General features: G+C 66.4%; 19 protein-coding genes. 11 read left to right on the plus strand and 8 right to left on the minus strand.

Going from position 1 to position 21420, the window contains the following annotated elements; genetic code table 11:
* Positions 1–7: 7 nt before the first annotated feature.
* On the minus strand, positions 8–958 hold the full coding sequence (locus tag FHT08_RS13165; protein ID WP_104536667.1) for a Ku protein: 951 nt from the start codon (positions 956–958) through the stop codon (positions 8–10).
* Positions 959–1112: 154 nt separating this feature from the next.
* Between FHT08_RS13165 and FHT08_RS13170 the strand changes: the two genes are divergently transcribed.
* On the plus strand, positions 1113–1292 hold the full coding sequence (locus FHT08_RS13170) for a hypothetical protein (RefSeq protein ID WP_104536784.1): 180 nt from the start codon (positions 1113–1115) through the stop codon (positions 1290–1292).
* Between the two features lie 49 nt (positions 1293–1341).
* Here FHT08_RS13170 and FHT08_RS13175 read toward each other — a convergent pair whose 3' ends face one another.
* From FHT08_RS13175 to adh, 3 genes are all read right to left on the minus strand, one after another.
* On the minus strand, positions 1342–1695 hold the full coding sequence (locus FHT08_RS13175) for a DUF779 domain-containing protein (RefSeq protein ID WP_104536666.1): 354 nt from the start codon (positions 1693–1695) through the stop codon (positions 1342–1344).
* A gap of 59 nt (positions 1696–1754) precedes the next feature.
* On the minus strand, positions 1755–2783 hold the full coding sequence (gene adhP, locus FHT08_RS13180; protein WP_104536783.1) for an alcohol dehydrogenase AdhP: 1029 nt from the start codon (positions 2781–2783) through the stop codon (positions 1755–1757).
* Positions 2784–2886: 103 nt separating this feature from the next.
* On the minus strand, positions 2887–4416 hold the full coding sequence (gene adh / locus FHT08_RS13185) for an aldehyde dehydrogenase (protein WP_166775319.1): 1530 nt from the start codon (positions 4414–4416) through the stop codon (positions 2887–2889).
* Positions 4417–4657: 241 nt separating this feature from the next.
* Between adh and FHT08_RS13190 the strand changes: the two genes are divergently transcribed.
* On the plus strand, positions 4658–6541 hold the full coding sequence (locus FHT08_RS13190; RefSeq protein ID WP_166775320.1) for a sigma-54-dependent Fis family transcriptional regulator: 1884 nt from the start codon (positions 4658–4660) through the stop codon (positions 6539–6541).
* 362 nt (positions 6542–6903) lie between these two features.
* Here FHT08_RS13190 and FHT08_RS13195 read toward each other — a convergent pair whose 3' ends face one another.
* From FHT08_RS13195 to FHT08_RS13210, 4 genes are all read right to left on the minus strand, one after another.
* The gene (locus FHT08_RS13195; protein WP_166775321.1) at positions 6904–7395 is read right to left on the minus strand and encodes a hypothetical protein; all 492 of its coding nucleotides are present in this window, start codon (positions 7393–7395) and stop codon (positions 6904–6906) included.
* A gap of 197 nt (positions 7396–7592) precedes the next feature.
* Complete coding sequence (locus FHT08_RS13200; RefSeq protein ID WP_166775322.1) at positions 7593–7973, minus strand: cupin domain-containing protein; 381 nt, start codon at positions 7971–7973, stop codon at positions 7593–7595.
* A 125-nt stretch (positions 7974–8098) separates the two neighbouring features.
* The gene (locus FHT08_RS13205) at positions 8099–8398 is read right to left on the minus strand and encodes a hypothetical protein (RefSeq protein WP_104536661.1); all 300 of its coding nucleotides are present in this window, start codon (positions 8396–8398) and stop codon (positions 8099–8101) included.
* 120 nt (positions 8399–8518) lie between these two features.
* A complete protein-coding gene (locus FHT08_RS13210; RefSeq protein ID WP_166775323.1) occupies positions 8519–10657 on the minus strand; it encodes a TonB-dependent receptor in 2139 nt (712 codons plus the stop codon).
* Positions 10658–10813: 156 nt separating this feature from the next.
* On the opposite strand from FHT08_RS13210, the gene FHT08_RS13215 reads away from it, so the two are divergent.
* The 9 genes from FHT08_RS13215 to FHT08_RS13260 all read left to right on the plus strand — a co-directional run bounded on the left by FHT08_RS13215 (position 10814) and on the right by FHT08_RS13260 (position 21407).
* A complete protein-coding gene (locus FHT08_RS13215; RefSeq protein WP_166775324.1) occupies positions 10814–12016 on the plus strand; it encodes an amino acid aminotransferase in 1203 nt (400 codons plus the stop codon).
* Between the two features lie 265 nt (positions 12017–12281).
* Complete coding sequence (locus tag FHT08_RS13220; RefSeq protein WP_104536658.1) at positions 12282–13298, plus strand: class 1 fructose-bisphosphatase; 1017 nt, start codon at positions 12282–12284, stop codon at positions 13296–13298.
* A 297-nt stretch (positions 13299–13595) separates the two neighbouring features.
* Complete coding sequence (locus tag FHT08_RS13225) at positions 13596–14063, plus strand: LuxR family transcriptional regulator (protein WP_166775481.1); 468 nt, start codon at positions 13596–13598, stop codon at positions 14061–14063.
* Between the two features lie 80 nt (positions 14064–14143).
* The gene (locus FHT08_RS13230) at positions 14144–14530 is read left to right on the plus strand and encodes a hypothetical protein (RefSeq protein ID WP_166775325.1); all 387 of its coding nucleotides are present in this window, start codon (positions 14144–14146) and stop codon (positions 14528–14530) included.
* A 120-nt stretch (positions 14531–14650) separates the two neighbouring features.
* The gene (locus tag FHT08_RS13235) at positions 14651–14905 is read left to right on the plus strand and encodes a DUF2164 domain-containing protein (RefSeq protein WP_104536656.1); all 255 of its coding nucleotides are present in this window, start codon (positions 14651–14653) and stop codon (positions 14903–14905) included.
* Between the two features lie 504 nt (positions 14906–15409).
* Positions 15410–17038 (plus strand): TldD/PmbA family protein, encoded by a 1629-nt coding sequence (locus tag FHT08_RS13240; protein WP_166775326.1) that lies wholly within the window; start codon positions 15410–15412, stop codon positions 17036–17038.
* A gap of 570 nt (positions 17039–17608) precedes the next feature.
* Positions 17609–19243 (plus strand): TldD/PmbA family protein, encoded by a 1635-nt coding sequence (locus FHT08_RS13250; protein WP_047129859.1) that lies wholly within the window; start codon positions 17609–17611, stop codon positions 19241–19243.
* Positions 19244–19257: 14 nt separating this feature from the next.
* Positions 19258–20592, plus strand: coding sequence for a TldD/PmbA family protein (locus tag FHT08_RS13255; RefSeq protein WP_166775327.1), 1335 nt, complete (start codon positions 19258–19260; stop codon positions 20590–20592).
* Positions 20589–21407: a DUF4159 domain-containing protein gene (locus tag FHT08_RS13260; RefSeq protein WP_104536653.1), complete on the plus strand. Its 819-nt coding sequence runs from the start codon at positions 20589–20591 to the stop codon at positions 21405–21407. Before FHT08_RS13255 ends, FHT08_RS13260 begins: the two co-directional genes overlap by 4 nt.
* The last annotated feature ends 13 nt before the right edge of the window (positions 21408–21420 follow it).

A 21420-nucleotide genomic window follows, 5' to 3' on the forward strand; every position in this document is an offset into this window, starting at 1 on the left:
GCTACGCCTATCCGGCCTTGCGGCGCGGCGCCGCCTTGCTGGCGGTGGTCTTGGTGGTCTTGGCTGCGGTTTTCTTGGTGGCCTTCTTGGCCACTTTCTTGGCGGCGGTCTTTTTGGCCGACCCAGCCGTCGGTGCGCTGCTCTTCTTGGCCGGCGTGCGCGTATTGGCCTGCAGGCTCTTCTGCAGCAGCGACATGAAGTCGACCACGTTGGTGGTGGCGTCTTCGTGCTGCGGCGGCTCGACATCCACGGTGGTGGTGCCGCCCTTGGCCTGGATGCGCTTGCGCAGGATCTGCTCGAGCTTGCCGCGGAATTCGTCGTGATAATCCTCCGGCTGCCAGGTGCCGGACATCGACTCGATCAACTGTTTTGCCATCTCCTGTTCCTTGGGCGTGATGCGGTACTCGCCCACCGCACCGGACGGCAGCTTGAAATCCTGCGGGTCCACCACCTCCTGCTGGTAGCGCAGCAGCAGCAGGATCAACGCATCGCCCTGCGGCATCACCGCGGCCAGATACTCGCGCGTGCGGATGACCACCTTGGCAATGCCCACCTTGCCGGTGTCGCGCAGCGTCTCACGCAGCAGCACATAGCCTTTTTCGGCCTTCTTGCCCGGCACCAGGATGTAGGGCTTTTCGAAATAGCGCGGGTCGATGTCGGCGGCATCGACAAAGGTCTCCACCTCCACCGTTTCGTGGCTTTCCGGCGAGGCCGAGCGGATGTCCTGCTCCTCGACGATGACATAGCTGCCCTTGTCGTACTCGAACGCCTTGACGATCTCCTTCCACGGCACCTCGTCGCCGGTGTCGGCGTTGACGCGCTCGAAGCGGATCGGCTTCTTGTCGCGCGAGTCGAGCATGCGGAAATGCAGATCCACCTTGCGCTCGCCCGACATCAACGACACCGGCACATTGAGCAAGCCGAACGAGAGGGTTCCGGTCCAGATTGGTCGTGCCATCGGGTGTGTGACTCCGGGTGCTGTTCGAATAGCCCATAGCTGTAGCGCGGCCGCCGTGATCCATGCGTGAGCCGTGCGTCTGCGGCTGCCGCTGCGCCCCCTTCACCCGGCGCGCGGTGAACTGCGCATCCATCCCGATGACCAGGAGCACCGCATGTCCCGTGACCCACTGCGCGACCAACCCACCCAGCCGGGCGAACAGCACGGCAAGCGCGATGCCGAACACTACGAAGACCGCGGTGCCGGCGATGCGCCAGAGAAGCTGATTCCTGCCGATGGCGACACTCCGGCCAAGACGCCGGGCACCGCGCCGTCGACCGTGGCAGACCGCTGAAACCAGCCGGCTGATTCCCCGCCCGGCAGCACAGCCAGGCGGGTCTGGGTTACGCCCGACCCGCCTGCTGCAGGCGGGCAAATTCCTCATCGGCAAACAGGCGCGAGCGCACCAGAAAGCGCACGCCCTCGCCGTTTTCCAGCGAGAACATGCCACCGCGGCCCGGCACCACATCGATGATCAGCTGGGTGTGCTTCCAGTATTCGAACTGCGAGGGGCTGATGTAGAACGGCGCACCGCCGATCTCGCCCAGCAGCACGTCGCGGTCGCCGACGATGAAGTCGCCCACCGGAAAACACATCGGCGAGGAGCCATCGCAGCAGCCGCCGGACTGGTGGAACAGCACATCGCCGTGGCGTGCGCGCAGTGTGTCGATCAACTGCAACGCCGCCAGCGTGGCCATTACCTGCAGCGGCAGCGAAGGAGCGGGCGAGGGCGCGGTCACGGGCGGGCGCTGCGGGCTCAGGCCGCCAGGTCGAGCACGACGCGGCCTTCGATCTTGCCGGCATGCATGCGCGCGAACACGTCGTTGATGTTCTCCAGCGTGTCGGTGGCCACGGTGGCGGCGACCTTGCCCTGCTCGGCGAACTCCAGAGACTCCTGCAGGTCCAGGCGCGTGCCGACGATCGAGCCGCGCACGGTGATGCCGTTGAGCACCATGCCGAAGATGTCGAGCGGGAACTCGCCCGGCGGCAGGCCGTTGAGCGCCACGGTGCCGCCGCGGCGGACCATGCCCAGCGCCTGCTCGAATGCCTTGGGCGAGACCGCGGTGACCAGGGCGCCGTGGGCGCCGCCGATCTCCTTCTTGAGGTAGGCCACCGGGTCGGTGGTGAGCGCGTTGACCGTGACCGTGGCGCCGAGGCGCTGGGCCAGGGCCAGCTTGCCGTCGTCCACGTCCACTGCGGCCACGTTCAGCCCCATCGCCTTGGCGTACTGCACCGCCATGTGGCCGAGCCCGCCGATGCCGGAGATCACCACCCACTCGCCGGGACGCGTGTCGGTGACCTTCAGGCCCTTATAGACGGTGACGCCGGCGCACAGGATCGGCGCGACCTCGACGAAGCCGATGCCCTTGGGCAGGTGGCCGACATAGTCGGCATTGGCCAGCGCGTACTGCGCGAAGCCGCCGTTGACCGAGTAGCCGCTGTTCTGCTGCGCCTCGCACAGCGTTTCCCAGCCGCCCAGGCAGTGCTCGCAGTGGCCGCAGGCCGAGTACAGCCACGGGATGCCGACGCGGTCGCCTTCCTTGATGTGCTTGACGCCCTCGCCGACCGCCACCACATGGCCCACGCCCTCGTGCCCGGGAATGAACGGCGGGTTCGGCTTGACCGGCCAGTCGCCCTCGGCGGCGTGCAGGTCGGTGTGGCAGACGCCACAGGCTTCGATCTTGACCAGGATGTCGCCGGCGGCCGGGCGCGGCACCTGCACTTCCTCGATCACCAGCGGCTTGCCGAACTCGCGGACTACCGCGGCCTTCATCGTCTTGTCCACATTGCGCTCCTGTTGCGGTTGCAGTTGTTGTATCGAACCGTAGTCCCGTGGCGCGAGGGCGGCCTTGATCGTGATCAAGGCCGTCGCCGCGGCGGGCCGTGGCTCAGAAGAAGCCCAGCGCCTTGGGCGAGTAGCTGACCAGCAGGTTCTTGGTCTGCTGGTAGTGGTCGAGCATCATCTTGTGGTTCTCGCGGCCGATGCCGGACTGCTTGTAGCCGCCGAACGCCGCGTGCGCCGGGTAGCTGTGGTAGCAGTTGGTCCACACCCGCCCGGCCTGGATCGCGCGGCCCATGCGGTACAGCCGCGACGCGTCGCGGCTCCACACGCCGGCACCGAGCCCGTACAGCGTATCGTTGGCGATCGCCAGCGCCTCGGCCTCGTCCTTGAACGTGGTCACCGACACCACCGGCCCGAAGATCTCCTCCTGGAACACGCGCATCTTGTTGTGGCCCTTGAACACCGTGGGCTTGACGTAGAAGCCGCCGGCCAGGTCGCCGTCGAGCGTGTTGCGCTCGCCGCCGATCAGCACCTCGGCGCCTTCCTGGCGGCCGATGTCGAAGTAGGACAGGATCTTCTCCAGCTGCTCGCCGGAGGCCTGCGCGCCGACCATGGTGTTGGGGTCGAGCGGGTTGCCCTGCTTGATCGCCGCCACCCGCTTGAGCGCCTTCTCCATGAAGCGCTCGTAGATCGATTCCTGGATCAGCGCGCGCGACGGGCAGGTGCACACCTCGCCCTGGTTGAAGGCGAACAGCACGAAGCCCTCGACGGCCTTGTCGAGGAAGTCGTCGTCCTCGGCCATCACGTCGGCGAAGAAGATGTTCGGCGACTTGCCGCCCAGCTCCAGCGTCACCGGGATCAGGTTCTGGCTGGCGTACTGCATGATCAGCCGGCCGGTGGTGGTCTCGCCGGTGAAGGCGATCTTGGCGATGCGCGGGTTGGAGGCCAGCGGCTTGCCCGCCTCCAGGCCGAAGCCGTTGACCACGTTGAGCACGCCGTCCGGCAGCAGGTCGCCGATCACCTCCATCAGCACCAGGATCGAGGCCGGGGTCTGCTCGGCCGGCTTCATCACCACGCAGTTGCCGGCCGCCAGCGCCGGGGCCAGCTTCCAGCACGCCATCAGCAGCGGGAAGTTCCACGGGATGATCTGGCCGACCACGCCCAGCGGCTCGTGAAAGTGGTAGGCGATGGTGTCGCTGTCGATCTCGGAGATGCCGCCTTCCTGCGCGCGCACCGCGCCGGCGAAGTAGCGGAAGTGGTCGGCGCACAGCGGCACGTCGGCGTTGAGGGTCTCGCGCACCGGCTTGCCGTTGTCCCAGGTCTCGGCATAGGCCAGCAGCTCCAGGTTCTGCTCGATGCGGTCGGCGATCTTCAGCAGCACGTTGGCGCGGTCGGTGGTGGAGGTCTTGCCCCAGGCGTCCTTGGCCGCGTGCGCGGCATCCAGCGCGGCCTCGATGTCCTCGGCGTTGGAGCGCGCCACCGAGGTGAACACCTTGCCGCTGATCGGCGTGGTGTTGTCGAAGTACTGCCCGCTCCTGGGCTCGACCCAGCGCCCACCGATGAAGTTGCCGTAGCGTTGCTTGAAGATGGACTGCGGATCGGTGTTCAGCGGCTTGGCGGACGTGACGGCATTCATCGGTGTCTCCTGCGGTACATGGGAGGAAGGCCCGTTGCGGGGCGTCCGTGATGTCACGCAAAAGGGATGCCAGGTTTGGCCTGCTGCACTGCGTCACGCCTGAGCGCGCCGCGGGTGCGACCGATGGGCGCGGTCTTCGCTGCGGTGCGTCACGCGCGGCGATTGCGCTCTGTCCGCAAACGTGGTGTTTATCGGGACAGTGATCTTCTGGACTGTCGCAGATTGCGACACGAGGTGGGCAATGACGATGTTGACGGAGCAGCAGTTGGGCCGCGCGCGGCGCTCGTTCTTCGAGCGCGGCGCGATGCCGGCCGGGCAGGTACCGGACGCGATCCTGCAGTCGTGGCGGCGCTGCCAGCGCCAGGGCCTGGCCGCCGAGGCGGCGCCGGCGATCGAACCGGTCAGTGCCGCACGCCTGCGCGAGATGCGCGCACGCCACGAGACCCTGTGGCGATGCGCGCGCGCCGAGCTGGAAGGGCTGTCGGCCGACGCCGCGGCCACCGGCAGCATCGTGCTGCTCACTGACGAGGCCGGCTGGATCCTCGACGCCGAGGGCAGCACCGGCTTCCTCGACCGCGCCGGCCGGGTGGCGCTGATGCCCGGCGCCTGCTGGAGCGAGAGCGTGGTCGGCACCAATGCCATCGGCACCGCGATCGTGGAGAGCCGCTCGATCGAGGTCCGCGGCGGCGAACACTACCTCGCCCCGCACGGCATCCTCAGCTGTGCCGCGGCGCCGATCTACGACCCCTACGGGCAGCTGGTGGGCGTGCTCGACATCTCCGGCGACGCACGCATGCAGCACATGCACGCGCTGGGACTGGCGCGGCGCGCGGTGACCAGCATCGAACACCGCTACTTCGACGACGGCATCGCCGATTGCGAACTGCTGCGGGTGCACCACGACCCGGCCCTGCTCGGCACCGCGCGCGAGGGCCTGCTGGCGTTCCGCGGCGGGCGCCTGGTGGCGGCCAACCGCGCCGGGCTGCAGCTGTTCGGGCTGGAGCGCCACGAGCTGGGGCGCGCGCGCTACGACGCGCTGTTGGAAGAGCCGCTGACCCGGCTGCGCCATGACGGCGCCCTGTTCGACCGCCAGGGCCGCGCCCTCTACGGCCGCGTGGACGCGCATGGCGACGCGCGGCCGCGCCGGCGCGCCACGCAGCCGCCGATCACGGTCTCGGCCGCCCGCCAGGACGGCGACCGCGACGCGCCGCTGTTCGAGGCCGAGATCGAGCGCCTGCTCGGGCGCGCACGCCGGGTGCTGGATGCCGAGCTCCCGGTGCTGGTGCAGGGCGAGACCGGCACCGGCAAGGAAGTGTTCGCGCGCGAGTTGCACCGCCGCTGCGCGCGTGCCGCCCGCCCGTTCGTGGCGGTGAACTGCGCCGCGCTACCCGAGGGCCTGATCGAGGCCGAGCTGTTCGGCTACGAGGACGGCGCCTTCACCGGAGCGCGCAAGCACGGCAGCCCAGGCCTGCTGCGCCAGGCCGAGGGCGGGGTGCTGTTCCTCGACGAGATCGGCGACATGCCGCTGGCGCTGCAGCCGCGCCTGCTGCGCGTGCTGCAGGAGCGCGAGCTGTCGCCGCTGGGCGGCGGCAAGCCGGTGCGGCTGGACTTCGCGCTGATCTGCGCCACCCACCAGGACCTGGAAGCGGCGATCGCCGATGGCCGCTTCCGCGCCGACCTGTACTACCGCATCGCCCACCACGCGGTGGCGATGCCGGCGCTGCGCACGCACGCCGACCGCCCGCGGCTGGTGCAGGAGCTGTGGCAGCGCCTGGGCCAGGGCCGCCGGCTCACCGGCGACGCGCTGCGGGCGCTGGCCGACTACGACTGGCCGGGCAACCTGCGCCAGCTGTCGGCCTGCCTGCGCACGCTGGTGGCGCTGAGCGAACCGGGCGAGCAAATCGACCGCGACGCGCTGCCAGGCTACCTTGCCACCCGGACCGCAGTGTCGGCGGTAGCCGCTGCCGCAACGGCACCGGCACCGGCCGATAGCCTGGAGCAGCTGGCGCAGGCGGCGATGCGGCAGGCGCTGGACGCCAGCGGCGGCAACGTCGCGCAGGCGGCACGCCGGCTCGGCATCAGCCGCAGCACCCTGTATCGCCGGCTCGGCCCGCAACGGGCCTGACACTGGGCGCACAAACGCATCGCCCGCCGACGCGGCCCAGCAGAGCGCGGATGCGCTTGCCCAACGCCAAGAACCCCTCGCGGCCGCCATCAGTGCCGGCGTGCGTCATGCGTATTCCTTGACGCAAACGGTGGCGTGTGGGCAACGGGAAACGAGGACGCGAGCCAGCTCGGCGCATTACCCCCGCTGACCAACGCCATCTCACGCTGCGCATCAAGTCGGGATTGTGCGGGTACAGAACGTTACTCCGCCATTCCACTCAAAGTGCCTGGACTTTCGCCCGCCATCGCGACCGCTGCAGGCCGCGACCGCAGTGCCGCCGTGGATCGCGGCGGGCGACTTGCACGCCGTGCGCACGCACCCTAGCCGCGCGGTGCAGTCGGCTTGAGGACGTCGGGATCGGCCATGGCAGCGGTGCAGTCCTGCACGTTTTTCAGGTGATAGGACTGCAACTGCCAGCCCGCCGTGGCCGATGCCGCCGTCCATCGATACGTCCAGTGATGGCGTATCCCCGCGCCACATGCGTCGATGGCGACCGCATCCCCAGGCTGACCATGCTCCGGAAACGCCACCTCGGCACTGGTCAGGTCTGCACGCCCGCCGGCACCTGGTGCGTACGTGAGGTAACTGGTGCGCAGCTGGCCTAGCTCGGCGGCGCTTGCCGGTGGCTGTTGCCTGGACGGCTGCGCCAGCAACCAGCGATGCACCTGAGCCACGGCCGGGCTATTGGCAGGATAGGTTCGCGTGACCTGTAGCGTGCCTGCTTCCGAAGATGCAGCGGCACTGGCGATGGTGCCGCTCAACAGACTGGTCGCGGCGAGCACCGCAACCCACACCACTCCCAGGAATGCCATTCCATGCTCCATGCATCGTGTGCGGAAAATCGAGCGTAGCACGCACCGCACGACCGGCTGAGATCAGGCGTTGCAGCGACGCTGTGCCCGGCCAAGTGCGCCTTACGCAGCTCAGCGATTGCAATAACGTGCCATGTCAGAAGTGGCTGCGGGCATGCAATCCGATGACGCCAGCACCCGCGCGCACAGCGCGGCGATCAGATCCAGACGTCGTTGTCTGCGGTATATGCGCCGCCCGCATCGCCGGTGTTGACCACACCGCGCGGCTCGACCAGCAGCACGCTGCATTCGCGCTCCGCCGCCGGGCGGTGTTCGACACCCTTGGGCACCACGTGCATCTGCCCGGTCGACAGCGCCACCACGCCGTCGCGAAATTCGATGGTCATGTTGCCGTCCAGCACGATGAACACCTCGTCCGTGTCCGCATGCTGGTGCCACACGAATGCACCTTGCAGCTTGACCAGTTTGAACTGGTAATCGTTCATTTCCGCGACGACACGTGGGGACCAGTGCTGCGACAGCAGGGCGAGCTTGTCGCTGAAATCGATCGGGGCGTAGCGCGTGTTCAACGGAAACATCCTTGTGCGGGGAATGCGCTGGCAAGCTTAGTGCATCGCATCGCCGGCAGTCACCGCTGCATCAACGCGGCGCATTGCAGCGACGCACGGCGAACAGCGCGAGCGGTTTGCCCGGCGCGATGGGCTCATGCGCGAGCGTTGCTGGTGCCTGCCGCGCGCCAGGCCTGCACCGCTGCGGTGACCTGCGCACCATGACTGGCACTGACATCACGCGCGGCAAAGGCGTGCGGCCGCCATTGCACCTGCGCGGCCAGCCGTGCGCAGGCGGCATGCCCGTCTGCCAGCACATCGGCCTGCTCGGTTGCATTCAACGCCAGCAGGAGCGAGAGGCCGGTGGCCGAGATCGAGCAGTTGATGTCCAGCCAGTAGCGGTTGTCCGCGCGCAGCAGAAACCAGTCTGCGGGGGCGTGATCGATGACGATCATGTGGGGGGCCTGGGGTGGTGGGTCGATGGCAGACCGTGCGTTGGCGGGATGGCTTTGTCGCGCCCGGGTGCGCTCCTACGGGCGGTGCGTGTTGTTGAACGCGCACCGCCTGCGGGTAGCTCAGCCGCCGAAATCCCATTGCAGGCCGACCGTGTAGGTCCGGTCCGGACCCGGTTCGTAATAGCGCCCGTTGCCGTCGTTGACGATCACCGAGCCGATGTAGTGCCGGTCCAGCGCATTGTCGATGCGGGCGAAGGTGCGCAGCCCACCCAGCGTGGTGGTCCAGCGCCGGGACGCTTCCAGGTTGACCAGCGCATAGCCGGGCGCACGCTCGCTGGCCAGGTCGTTGGCAACGGTGGCGTCGGAGGCCACCGTTTCGGCGGCGAACTGCCATTGCAGCGGCTGCCACTGCCAGCGCGCGAACAGCTGCTGACGCGGCACGCCCGGCAGGCGCGCGCCGCTGGCCACCGGCGCGGTGGGCGTGGCGCAGCCGCTGCTGGCGCAGGTGAGGTAGCCATCACGCACGCTGGCATCGACGAAGGTGTAGGCCAGCTGCAGCTGCTGGGTGGTGCCCACCGGCTGATTCCAGCTCAGCTCCGCGCCCTGGCGGCGGGTGGCGCCGATGTTGCGATAGGTGCTGCGGCCATTGGTGTTGCTGGCCACGGCCAGTTCGTCGTCGGTGTCGGCGCGGAACAGCGCCACCTCCACCGCTGCGCCGCTCTGCGCGCGCCACTTGCTGCCGATCTCATAATTGCGGCTGGTCGCCGCGCCCAGATCCAGCGCCAGGCCGGCGCCGCCATCGCTGCGATACCCCAGCTCGTTGAAGGTGGGCGTTTCGAAACCGCGCCCGACCGAGGCGTAGAAACGCAAGTCCTCGGCGGCACGGAACACGATGCCGGCCACCGGCGTGGTTGCCGAATAATCGCGCTGGCCGCTGTCGTCGGGATTGCGCCCGACAATGTAGCGGTCGTCCGAGTCGAAGCGCACCTGGCTATGCCGCACGCCCAGCAGGGCCGACCAGCGCGCGCTCCACTGCCACCACGCCTGCGCGAACTGGTCCACGTTCTCGACCTGATCGCGCTGGTCACGGCGCAGCGCGCCCTTGACGCCCAGCGTGTCGCCGACAAAGTTTTCATAACCGGTACGGTGCTGGCGCTGGCGATCCACGTTCGCGCCGACGGTCAGCTGCAACGGCCGGCCCAGCGCCTCGCCTTGCCAGGCCCAACGCGCATCGGCGCCTTCGTAATTGCTGTCCAGATCGATCACCCCGCCCGAATGCAGCGGGTTGCGCTGCACCGCCACCGGAATCGCCAGGAACTGCTCCACGCTGCGCTGCCCGCCGTAGGCCATCAGCCGCAGCGTCTGGCCCTCGAACTGCTGAGTGAAGATGGCGCCGGCCTGCGACTGGCGCACCGATTTGCGGGTATTGAACTGGGTGGCCACCGCCGTGGCCTGCGCCGGGTCGGCATTGAACTGGGCGCGGGTCAGGCCGAGCGGGTCCTGTGCGTCGGGTGCGTCCAGATAGTTGAGCACCAGGTCCAGCCGGCGGCCCTCGGCCAGATCGAAGCCGAACTTGGCGTTGACCGAGTCGCGCTTTGCGCGGCTATGGGCGCGGAAACCGTCGGTTTCGAAATGATTGGCGGCCAGGTTGTAGTGCACCGCGCCCTGCTGGCCGAGCAGTTGCGCGCCCGTGTTGACGGTGGCGTTGCTGCCATAGGTGGCGCGCAGCCGCCACGGGTCGCCCGGCTTGCCGTCGGCGCTCCACAGCTGCAGCACGCCGCCGGAGGAGTTGCCGTACAGCGCCGAGAATGGCCCGCGCAGCACTTCCACCCGCTCGGCGCCCAGTACATTGAAATGCGAGAGCTGGCCCTGGCCATCGGGCATGCTGGCCGGGATGCCGTCGACCAGCAGGCGCACGCCGCGCACGCCGAAGGCGGAACGCGCACCGAAGCCGCGGATCGACAGCTGGGTGTCCTGCGCGTAGTTCTGGCGATCGCGCGCCACCAGGCCGGGAATGCCGTCCAGCAACTCGGACACCTGCGCGCCGCGGCGGTTGTCGGCATCGGCCGCCACCACGGTGAACGAGGCCGGCAGGTCGAAGTCGTCCACCCCGCGCACGCGTGCGGCGTCCACCTGCACGGTGGGCAAGCGCTGGATCGGTGCGGAGGCAGGCGGCGCCGGATCGGCGGCCAGGACGGGCGGCGCGGCGCTCGTGGCGAACAGGCCGCAGGCGGCGGCCAACAAGGTCAGTCTGGGCATCGGTGTAGTGTCCCTCATCCGTACTGTGGCCGCATCGTTGCGTACGGAACGAAGCATGCTACGCCGGCCATGGGCTGCTACGATGAAGTGGTTTGGCCCAGCCGCGGCCGAGCACCCGGAAGTCCCTCACTCTTTCGTCCTTCAGCGAGTCATGCCGTGTCCTTCTTTGCAAACGTGGAACAGGTTCCAGGCGACCCCATCCTGGGCCTGACCGAGGCCTACAACGCCGACAGCCGCCCCAACAAGGTCAACCTGGGCGTGGGCATTTATTACGACGAAAACGGGCGCATCCCGCTGTTGCGCGCCGTGCACAAAATCGAGCAGCAGCTCGCGCTGGACGCCAAACCGCGCGGCTACCTGCCCATCGACGGCCTGGCCGCCTACGACAAGGCCACCCAGGAGCTGCTGTTCGGCGCCGAGTCGGCGCTGGTGGCCTCCGGCCGCGTGGCGACCTCGCAGACCGTCGGCGGCAGCGGCGCCTTGCGCGTGGGCGCGGACCTGCTCAAGAAGCTGCTGCCCACCTCCACCATCGCCATCAGCAACCCGAGTTGGGAAAACCATCGCGCAGTGTTCGGCGCGGCCGGCTTCGAGGTTGTCGACTACACCTATTTCGATGCCGCCAGCCATGGGCTGAACTTCGACGGCATGCTCGCCGATCTGGCCAGGCTGGAGCCGGGCACGGTGGTGTTGCTGCACGCCTGCTGCCACAACCCGACCGGTGCGGACCTGAGCAGGGAACAGTGGAAGCAGGTCGCCGGGCTGTTGAAGGAACGCAACCTGTTTCCGTTCGTCGACATCGCCTACCAGGGCTTCGACAAGGGCATCGAGGCCGATGCGTACGCGGTGCGTCTGCTTGCTGCCGAAGGCATCGACAGCTACGTGGTCGCCAGCTCGTACTCCAAGTCGTTCTCGCTGTATGGCGAGCGCGTGGGCGCGCTGTCGGTGGTCTCGGCCACTGCGGCCGAAGCCAAGGCGGTGCAGTCGCAGGTCAAGCGCATCATCCGCACGATCTACTCCAGCCCGTCCACGCATGGCGCAGCATTGGTGGCCGGCGTGCTGACCAGCCCGGAACTACGCGACCTGTGGGAGCAGGAACTGACCGAGATGCGCGAGCGCATCCACGCCCTGCGCGCGGGCCTGGTGGCCAAGCTGGCCACATTGGGCGCACCGGAGTTCGACTTCATCCAGCGCCAGGCCGGCATGTTCTCGTACTCGGGCCTGACCAGAACCCAGGTGGACCGCCTGCGCGACGAGTTCGCGATCTACGCCGTCGGCACCGGCCGTATCTGCGTGGCCGCGCTGAGCCAGCGCAACCTGGACTACGTGGCGCAGGCCGTGGCCACTGTCAGCCGCATGTAAGCGAGCGCATCGCGATCGGCCAGCGCGGCCGACGCCTGCAGACCGGGAGCGCGCCAGCCTCCCGGTTTTTTTGTGGCCCTTCGCCACCCTTGCCGGTGTGCATAGCTGCGTCAGGGGCAAGCGGCACCTGCCGTCAGCCCTGTCTTTGCCAACACATTCGCGCACGTTCGACCAGGTTTGCTGCAAAACGCGCATGCAGTGATCGAAATCTAACGGCGCAATGGCGACAATGGCGGACCACTTCCTACACAGGCTGCCCGCTCCCATGTCGCGTCCCTCGCTGACCCGCTTCCTGATCGAAGAGCAACACGCCGGCCGTATCGACCCGGAATTGCGCCAGCTGATCACCATCGTCTCGCGCGCCTGCAAGCGCATTTCCATCGCCGTGAGCAAGGGCGCCCTGGGCGGCGTACTCGGCGATGCCGGCACCGGCAACGTGCAGGGCGAGGCGCAGAAGAAGCTCGACGTGCTCAGCAACGACATCCTGCTCGAAGCCAACGCCTGGGGCGGCCACCTGGCTGCGTGCGCGTCGGAAGAAATGGATCACAGCCAGCCGGTGCCCGACCAGTACCCCAGCGGCGATTTCCTGCTGCTGTTCGATCCGCTGGACGGCAGCTCCAACATCGACGTCAACGTCTCGGTCGGCACCATCTTCTCGGTGCTGCGCGCTCCCAAGGGCACCGAGAAGCCGGGCGACGAGCACTTCCTGCAGCCGGGCACCCAGCAGGTCGCCGCCGGCTACTGCATCTACGGCCCCAGCACGATGCTGGTGCTCACGCTCGGCCACGGCACCCACGCCTTCACCCTGGAGCGCGAGGAAGGCAGCTTCCTGCTGACCCAGGCCAACATGCGCGTGCCCGAGGACACCGCCGAATACGCCATCAACATGTCCAACCAGCGCCACTGGGAACCGGCCATGCAGTCCTATGTCAGCGACCTGCTGGCCGGCAAGGACGGCACCCGCGGCAAGGACTTCAACATGCGCTGGATCGCCAGCATGGTCGCCGACGTGCACCGCATCCTCACCCGCGGCGGCATCTTCATCTACCCCTGGGACAAGAAGGACGCGTCCAAGCCGGGCAAGCTGCGCCTGATGTACGAAGCCAACCCGATGAGCATGCTGGTGGAACAGGCCGGCGGCGCGGCCACCACGGGGCGCGAGCGCATCCTGGACCTCCAGCCCACGCAGCTGCATCAGCGCGTGCCGGTGTTCTTGGGTTCCAAGAACGAAGTGAATGAAGCCACGCGTTATCACCTGTATGCGGATAAGGCGCAGGGCTGAGGTTTTGGTTTAGCGACCAGCAATGCCGATTTACTCAAGACACCCGCCGAGTGCGGGTGTCTTTGTGTGTGGCGCAAGTCGATTGCCTAGCCGATCAGCGAACGCTGTGCCAACCGCCACATCGTGCCGTCAGTTGACTGACCATCGGGCAGGGGGGAGTATCGCCCTCGGACCGGAGTGGGACGGTCTACGGGAAGTCGATCTCTACGCGCAATGCCTTGCAAGCAGTCGTCTGACTGCCCGCAGGGATCACATATCGATAAGGGAATTCTCATGAAGACCGCATGTGTTGCACTGGTGGCTGCCGTCATGTTGCAGGCCACACCCGCCTTCTCCGCATCAACCGCGACATCGCCACTGGTCGGAACCTGGCTGCTGGACACTAGCAGCCTGCCGATGCCACCGGCTGCACGACCCAAACGTGTTGTCCTGGATTTCAAGCAGGTTCCAGGCAACAAGTGGGCCACCAGCGCCGAGATCATTGAACACGACAACAAGACGCTGCAGGCGCACTCCACGCTGTTGCTGGACGGCACACCGGGCAAGGCCTCGGGCACCTACCTGGTCGATCGCGCCGCAGTCAAAATGCCCGAGCCCGGCGTGCTGGTGATGCAGTTGATGTATCAAGGCGTCCCGGCATCCACACGCACCTATACGGTCAGTGCCGACGGCAAGGTCATGACCGAGATTGAAGCGTACTTCAAGGACGGCAACCCGGTGATGCGCACGGCGTATTTCAAACGCGCGGCAAGTCAGTTCAAATGAATGCCGGCGAGCCGACGCCGCATCGCGGCGCGGCTCGATGCATTTGAGGAGCAGCGGCAGTTTGAAGGCAGGGAGCCTGTATGCGATATCTTCTACCGATCGATCTTCCAGCCACATTACGGCGCAACACGTCGGTCGAGCAGTTTCTCGGGAAAAGTCCAGTCGATGCAACATACATTCGCCATGTCGAGTTACGGCCGGCAAACGATTGCATCGAGGTGTGGATGTATGACGTCAAGGACGTTGGCAGCGAAGACGATTCGGATCTGTATGACTTCGCATATTTCGAGCCAGACGGCCCCCGTGCCCCTGCTGCCATCTTTGCGGACGCTGCCGCTGCCGTGACGTATGCCAGCACATCGCTGGCGGCGGACCCTACGCGCTGGACCAACCTCGGGATTGCCGAGTCCGAACACCTTGACTACCTTCGCGCAGGCAGACCTTCCCGTTGGCCGGTTGCCATCTAACCCCTTCATCTCGATGCCGACCAGGCAAGCGGTTGGGTTCAACCGCCAGCAATCGCCCCAAGTTGCCTGTGTCGCAACGCACATCGCCCCGATACCGTAGTTGAGCCAACCAGAGCATCCATGACAGAGATCAAATTCAGCGAAGGCGAGCGGGCGGCGATCACGCGCAAGATCCAGCTGTATTTCAGCGAGGAACTGAAGCAGCAGATCGGCCGCTTCGATGCGGAGTTTTTGCTGGATTTCTTCGCCGAAGAGGTGGGGGCCTATTTCTACAATCGGGGTGTCTACGATGCGCAGGCCATCGTTGCCAGCAAGCTGGATGACCTGGGTGAGGCGATCTACCAGCTGGAACGTCCTACCGACTTCAGAAAGTGAGCCGTCACCTCACATGCCACCGCACTGAGAAGTTCCACTTCTCTGCTGCGAGTGGGGACAACATGCCCGTCATCGGAGGAGTGCTGGGTTAGGGCGTAGACCAGCGACTGCAGCACGACACTGCGATCTGAAGGTCTCGCTCGGGGCGCCATGACGACGGAGATCGTTGGGATTCCGGCGTGTGCACGTCAACGCCGGGAGCATGCCGGCACTGGCAGCGCCAACCACAGTTGGCTAGCGACGCGCACGCGCTGGTCCAGCGCGATGGCCGCGGGTTATGCGTCATGCCATTTGACGGCATCGATCAGACGCCGGATGCGCTCGTTTCGGCCATGTCACGGTGGATGGCGCTGACGGCGCAGCGCGCCATCGCCGCGTGAGCTGCGCGGCAAGGCCACTGGCGGCGCCATGTCTGGAGCACTTGACCATCGTCGCCCACACGGGCCAGTCTCGGGGGCTGGCGCGGCGGGGAGTCGTGCCGCTGGCCTTCAACGGAGAACCGCCGTGGACCGTCGTACCTTCCTCACCTTGTCCGGCATCGGTGCTGCCGGGCTGCTGCTGCCGAACACGCGCCTGATTGCGGCCGAGCAGTTGCTCACACCCAACGACGTCGCGCGCAGCCGTCGCTTGTCCGACACTGCGCTGAGCACCGCCAAGGCGGCCGGTGCCAGTTATTGCGATGTGCGCGTGGGCCGCTATCTGCGCCAGTTCGTGATCACCCGCGAGGCGCAGGTGGAGAATGTGGTCAACGCCGAATCCAGCGGCGTGGGCGTGCGCGTGCTGGCCGATGGCGCCTGGGGGTTTGCGGCCACCAATACGCTCACCAGCGATGGCGTGGCCACCGCCACGCGCCAGGCGGTGGCGATCGCCAAGGCCAACGCGCGGCTGGGCGGCTCGCCGGTGCAGCTGGCGCCGGTGACGCCGGCCGGACAGGTCAGCTGGAAGACGCCGATCAGGAAGAATGCGATGGCAGTGCCGCTGCAGGACAAGGTGGCGCTGCTGATGGACGTCAACGCGGCTGCGCTCAATGCCGGCGCCACGTTCGTGGCCTCGCGCCTGTTTGCGATCAACGAGCAGAAGTACTTTGCCAGCAGCGATGGCTCCTATATCGATCAGGACGTGCACCGGCTGTGGCTGCCGTTCACCGTCACCGCGGTGGACAAGGCCAGCGGCAGGTTCCGCACCCGCGACGGGCTGTCCTCGCCGATGGGCATGGGCTACGAATACCTCGACGGCGATGCCGGCCAGAAGCATCAACTGCCGGGCGGGCTGATCGGCTACGGCCACAGCTACGATGCGCGCGAAGATGCGATCGCCGCCGCCAAGCAGGCACGCGCCAAACTCACCGCACCGTCGGTGAAGGCCGGCAAGTACGATCTGGTGATCGACCCGAGCAACCTGTTCCTCACCATCCACGAGTCGGTGGGCCACCCGCTCGAGCTCGATCGTGTGCTCGGTTACGAGGCCAATTACGCCGGCACCAGTTTCGCCACGCTGGATAAGCGCGATGCCGGTTTCCGCTGGGGCAGCGATGCGGTGACCTTCGTCGCCGACCGCACCCAGCCCGGCAGCCTGGGCGCAGTGGGGTACGACGATGAGGGCGTCAAGAGCAAGCAATGGGAGCTGGTGAAGGACGGCATCCTGGTCGATTACCAATGCACGCGCGATCAGGCGCATCTGCTCGGCAAGACCGCGTCCGATGGCTGCAGCTATGCCGACGCGTGGTCCAGCGTGCAGTTCCAGCGCATGCCCAACGTCTCGCTGGCGGCAGGCAAGACGCCGCTGGCTGTTGCCGACATGATCAAGAATGTCGAGCGCGGCTTGTACATCCACGGGCGCGGCTCGTATTCGATCGATCAGCAGCGCTACAACGCGCAGTTCGGCGGCCAGTTGTTCTACGAAATCGAGAACGGCCAGGTCACGCGCCTGGTGGAAGACGGGGCCTACCAGATCCGCACGCCGGAATTCTGGAATGCCTGCAGCGCGGTCTGCGATCAACGCGATTTCCGCCTGGGCGGCTCGTTCTTCGATGGCAAGGGCCAACCCAGCCAGGTATCAGCAGTCTCGCACGGGTCGTCCACGGCGCGCTTCGATGGCATCAACGTGATCAACACCGCGCGCGCATTAGGTTGAGAGAAACTGGTCGGTAGAGGGCGCGGTGCCCAAGAGATTGAGCTTGCGCACCAGCATCGAACAGCGCGCATCACGCACTTACCGCTCTTAACTGTGCACACCGATCATCTCGACAGGTCCTTGCCCGCCCACCGTCGTGGGACCTTACGCGGCATGGATGCCGCGTAAGCGCCTACACGGACGTACTTGCGGCGTGTCCTGCGATGGTGGGCGGGCAAGGGCCCTGCAACCAAGCCGCAGATCGAACGCTTTCAGCCAGAGCCCCCGAAGCAACACCGCACCAGATGACCTGCTGATCACACATGCACGATCGCAGGCAACCACGCATGCCTGACATCCAGACTCTCAACGCGCGGCCATATCCATCGCAGCCGGTCAGCAGCGCTCGCCACGCGTGCAGGCCTGCTGCGCCACCCGATTCATGCAGGTATAGCGTTTGCCCACCGACCCCTGCCGAAAGTCATTTGACGCAGCGTTCATCGCCCGGCAAGAATCGGCGATACCGCGCAGATAGCGATCTGTGCGTCACCGCACTACCTGCGCGCCGCGCGGGATCATTGGGGAGTTGCCGTGCAGCGACGTGATTTCCTGGCCCTGACCGGGCTGACCATGGGCGGCCTGATCGTGCCCGCCTACTTCGGCAAGGCGATCGCCGCCGAGCAGTTGGTGACGCAGCTGGATGTGGGCCGCAAGAAGCGCCTGGCCGATGCCGGCCTCAACGCCGCGCGCCAGGCCGGCGCAAGCTATTGCGATGTGCGCATCGGCCGTTATCTGCGCCAGTTCGTCATCACCCGCGAGGACAAGGTGCAGAACGTGGTCAACACCGAATCCATCGGTGCGGGCGTGCGCGTCCTGGTGGCTGGCGCCTGGGGGTTTGCCGCCACCAACGAGCTCACCGAACAGGGCGTGGCCAAGGCCGCCTCGCAGGCCGCCGCGATCGCCAAGGCCAATGCCAAGGTGCAGGGCACACCGGTGCAGCTGGCGCCCACGCCGGGCGTGGGCGAGGTCAGCTGGAAGACGCCGATCAGGAAGAACGCGATGGAAGTGCCGATCAAGGACAAGGTGGACCTGCTGCTGGGCGTCAACGCTGCCGCCACCGCTGCCGGTGCCAACTTCGTCAACTCGATGCTGTTCGTGGTCAACGAACAGAAGTACTTTGCCAGCACCGACGGCTCGTATATCGACCAGGACGTGCACCGTATCTGGGCGCCGCTGAGCGTGACCGCCATCGACAAGGCCAGCGGCAAGTTCCGCACCCGCGACGGCTTGTCCGCGCCGATGGGCCTGGGCTATGAATATCTGGATGGCGCCGCCTCGGGCAAGTTCGTCTCGCCCAATGGCGTGGTGAATTACGGCCTGTCCTACGACATGAAGGAAGATGCCATCGCCGCGGCCAAGCAGGCGCAGGAAAAGCTCAAGGCGCCGTCGGTGAAGCCGGGCAAGTACGATCTGGTGCTGGACCCCTCGCACACCTGGCTGACCATCCACGAGTCGGTCGGCCACCCCTTGGAGCTGGATCGCGTGCTCGGCTACGAGGCCAATTTCGCCGGCACCAGTTTCGCCACGCTGGACAAGCTCAAGGCCGGTTTCCAGTACGGCAGCGACAAGGTGCATATCCTGGCCGACAAGATCCAGCCCGGCAGCCTGGGCGCGGTGGGCTACGACGACGAAGGCGTCAAGACCAAGCAGTGGGATCTGATCCGCGATGGCAAGCTGGTGGATTACCAGGCCATTCGCGACCAGGCACATATCCTCGGCAAGACCGCCTCCGATGGGTGCTGCTACGCCGACTCGTGGTCGAGCGTGCAGTTCCAGCGCATGGCCAATGTGTCGCTGGCTGCCGGCAAGGCGCCGTTGAGCGTCAGCGATCTGATCAAGAACGTGGAAAACGGCATCTACATCATCGGCGACGGCTCGTTCTCCATCGACCAGCAGCGCTACAACGCGCAGTTCGGCGGCCAGCTGTTCTACGAGATCAAGAACGGCGCGATCACCCGCATGCTCGAGGACGTGGCCTACCAGATCCGCACGCCGGAATTCTGGAACGCCTGCAGCGCCGTGGCCGATCAACGCGACTACCGCCTGGGCGGCTCGTTCTTCGACGGCAAGGGCCAGCCGAGCCAGTCCTCGGCGGTCTCGCATGGGTCGTCCACCGCCCGTTTCGACGGCATCAACGTCATCAACACCGCCCGCTCGCTCGGCTGACAGGAGAAACCCACATGAGCATCCTTACCGAAGCGCAGGCCAAGGCCATTCTGGACAAGGTCATCAAGCTGTCCAAGGCCGACGAGTGCACCGCCACGCTCAGCGGCTCGATCGACGGCAATATCCGTTTCGCACTCAACAACGTGTCCACCAGCGGCATTGTCGACAACACCGACCTGCAGGTGCAGGTGGCGTTCGGCAAGCGCGTGGGCATCGCCACCATCAACGAGTTCGACGACGCCGCGCTGGAGCGGGTGGTGCGGCGTGCCGAAGACCTGGCGCGGCTGGCACCGGAAAACCCGGAATTCATGCCGGCGGTGGACAAGCAGACCTACAGGCCCAGCCCCACCTTCAGCGAATCCACCGCCGCCATCGACCCGGCGTTCCGCGCGCAGGTGGCCGCCGATTCGATCGCCCCGTGCAAGGGCAAGGGATTGATCGCGGCCGGCTTTCTGGAAGATGGCCAGAGCTTTACCGCGTTCGCCAACAGCAAGGGCAACTTCGGCTACCAGCGTGGCGCGCGGTTCGACTACACCTGCACCGTGCGCACCGAAGACGGCCGCGGCTCGGGCTGGGTGGGGCGCAACCTCAAGGATGCCGCCGACTTCAAGGCCGAGCAGGACATCCGCATCGCCATGCGCAAGGCCAGCGATTCGTCCGCAGCCAAGGCGCTGGAACCGGGCAAGTACACGGTGATCCTGGAGCCGGCAGCGGCGGCAGGCCTGATTTCTTTCATGATGCGCTACTTCGATGCGCGCATGGCCGACGAGGGCCGCAGCTTCCTGTCCAAGAAGGGCGGCGGCAACAAGCTGGGCGAGCAGGTCTACGACCCGCGCGTGAACATCACCGCCGACCCGTGGGATGCGCGTGCCGCCGTGCTGCCGTGGGACGAGGAAGGCCTGCCGCGCGAGAAGATGCCGATCGTGGAGAACGGCAAGATCGCCAACCTGCAGTATTCGCGGTTCTGGGCGCAGAAGAACGGCAAGCGCGCGGTCGGCGAGCCGGGCAACCTGCTGATGGCCGGCGGCGACAAGAACATCGCCGAGCTGGTGCGCGGCACCGAGAAGGGCATCCTGGTCACGCGCACTTGGTACATCCGCATGGTCGACCCGCAGACCGTGCTGCTGACCGGGCTGACCCGCGACGGCACCTTCTACATCGAGAACGGGCAGATCAAGTACCCGGTGAAGAATTTCCGCTTCAACGAATCGCCGATCATCATGCTCAACAATATCGACGAGCTGGGCAGGCCGGTGCGCGTGGCTGGCGATGAATCTAGCTACGTGATGATGATTCCGCCGATGCGGCTGCGCGATTTTACGTTTACCTCGTTGTCGGATGCGGTGTGACTGAGAGCCGGGAATCGGGAGTGGGGAATCGGGAATGGGAGAGCGGAGCAAGCTCTTCGCGGTCCGATGGTTTTCCCGCACATCCCGTTCCCGGTCTACACGCCCTGGCGGCGCCCGCGACGCGCCGTCATTTCCTTGGATTGCTGCTCGGTAGCGTCGCTGCGTTGGCGTTACCGCGGCGCGCGCGCGCTGCGGGCAACTACGATTTCTGGTTTACCCGGCTGCGGTACGACTCGGGCGATTGGGATGTGGATGCGCGCATGCCGTCCAACCTGATCACCTCGCTGATCGACTACACCCAACTGCGCGTGGACCCGCAGGAACATGTGCTGGATCTGGCCGATCCGCGCATGTTGCAGGCGCCGTTCTGCTATCTGTCCGGGCACAAGCTGGTGGAGTTCAATCCCGCCGAACGGCGCAACTTCGAGCGCTATGTGCGCAATGGCGGCTTCGTGTTCGTGGACGATTGCAACCACGATATCGACGGCCTGTTCGCCACCTCGTTCGAGGCGCAGATGACATCCATCTTCGGCAAGACCGCGCTGCAGAAACTGCCCAGCAACCATCGTCTCTACAGCGCATTCTTCAAATTCCCCGACGGCCCGCCGGCCACCAGTTTCGAGCTCAATGGCTGGGGCGACGACCTGGTGCACGATTATCTCAGGGGCATCAGCATCGACGGCCGGCTCGGCGTGTTGTACAGCAACAAGGATTACGGCTGCGAATGGGATTACGACTGGCGCAACAAACGCTTCCTGGCCGAAGACAACACCAAGTTCGCAGTGAACATCGTGATGTATGCATTGACCAATTGAGATCGCCCCGTAG

The organism is Xanthomonas sp. CFBP 8151 (assembly GCF_011761885.1).
In the GTDB taxonomy this organism is placed as follows: domain Bacteria; phylum Pseudomonadota; class Gammaproteobacteria; order Xanthomonadales; family Xanthomonadaceae; genus Xanthomonas; species Xanthomonas arboricola_B.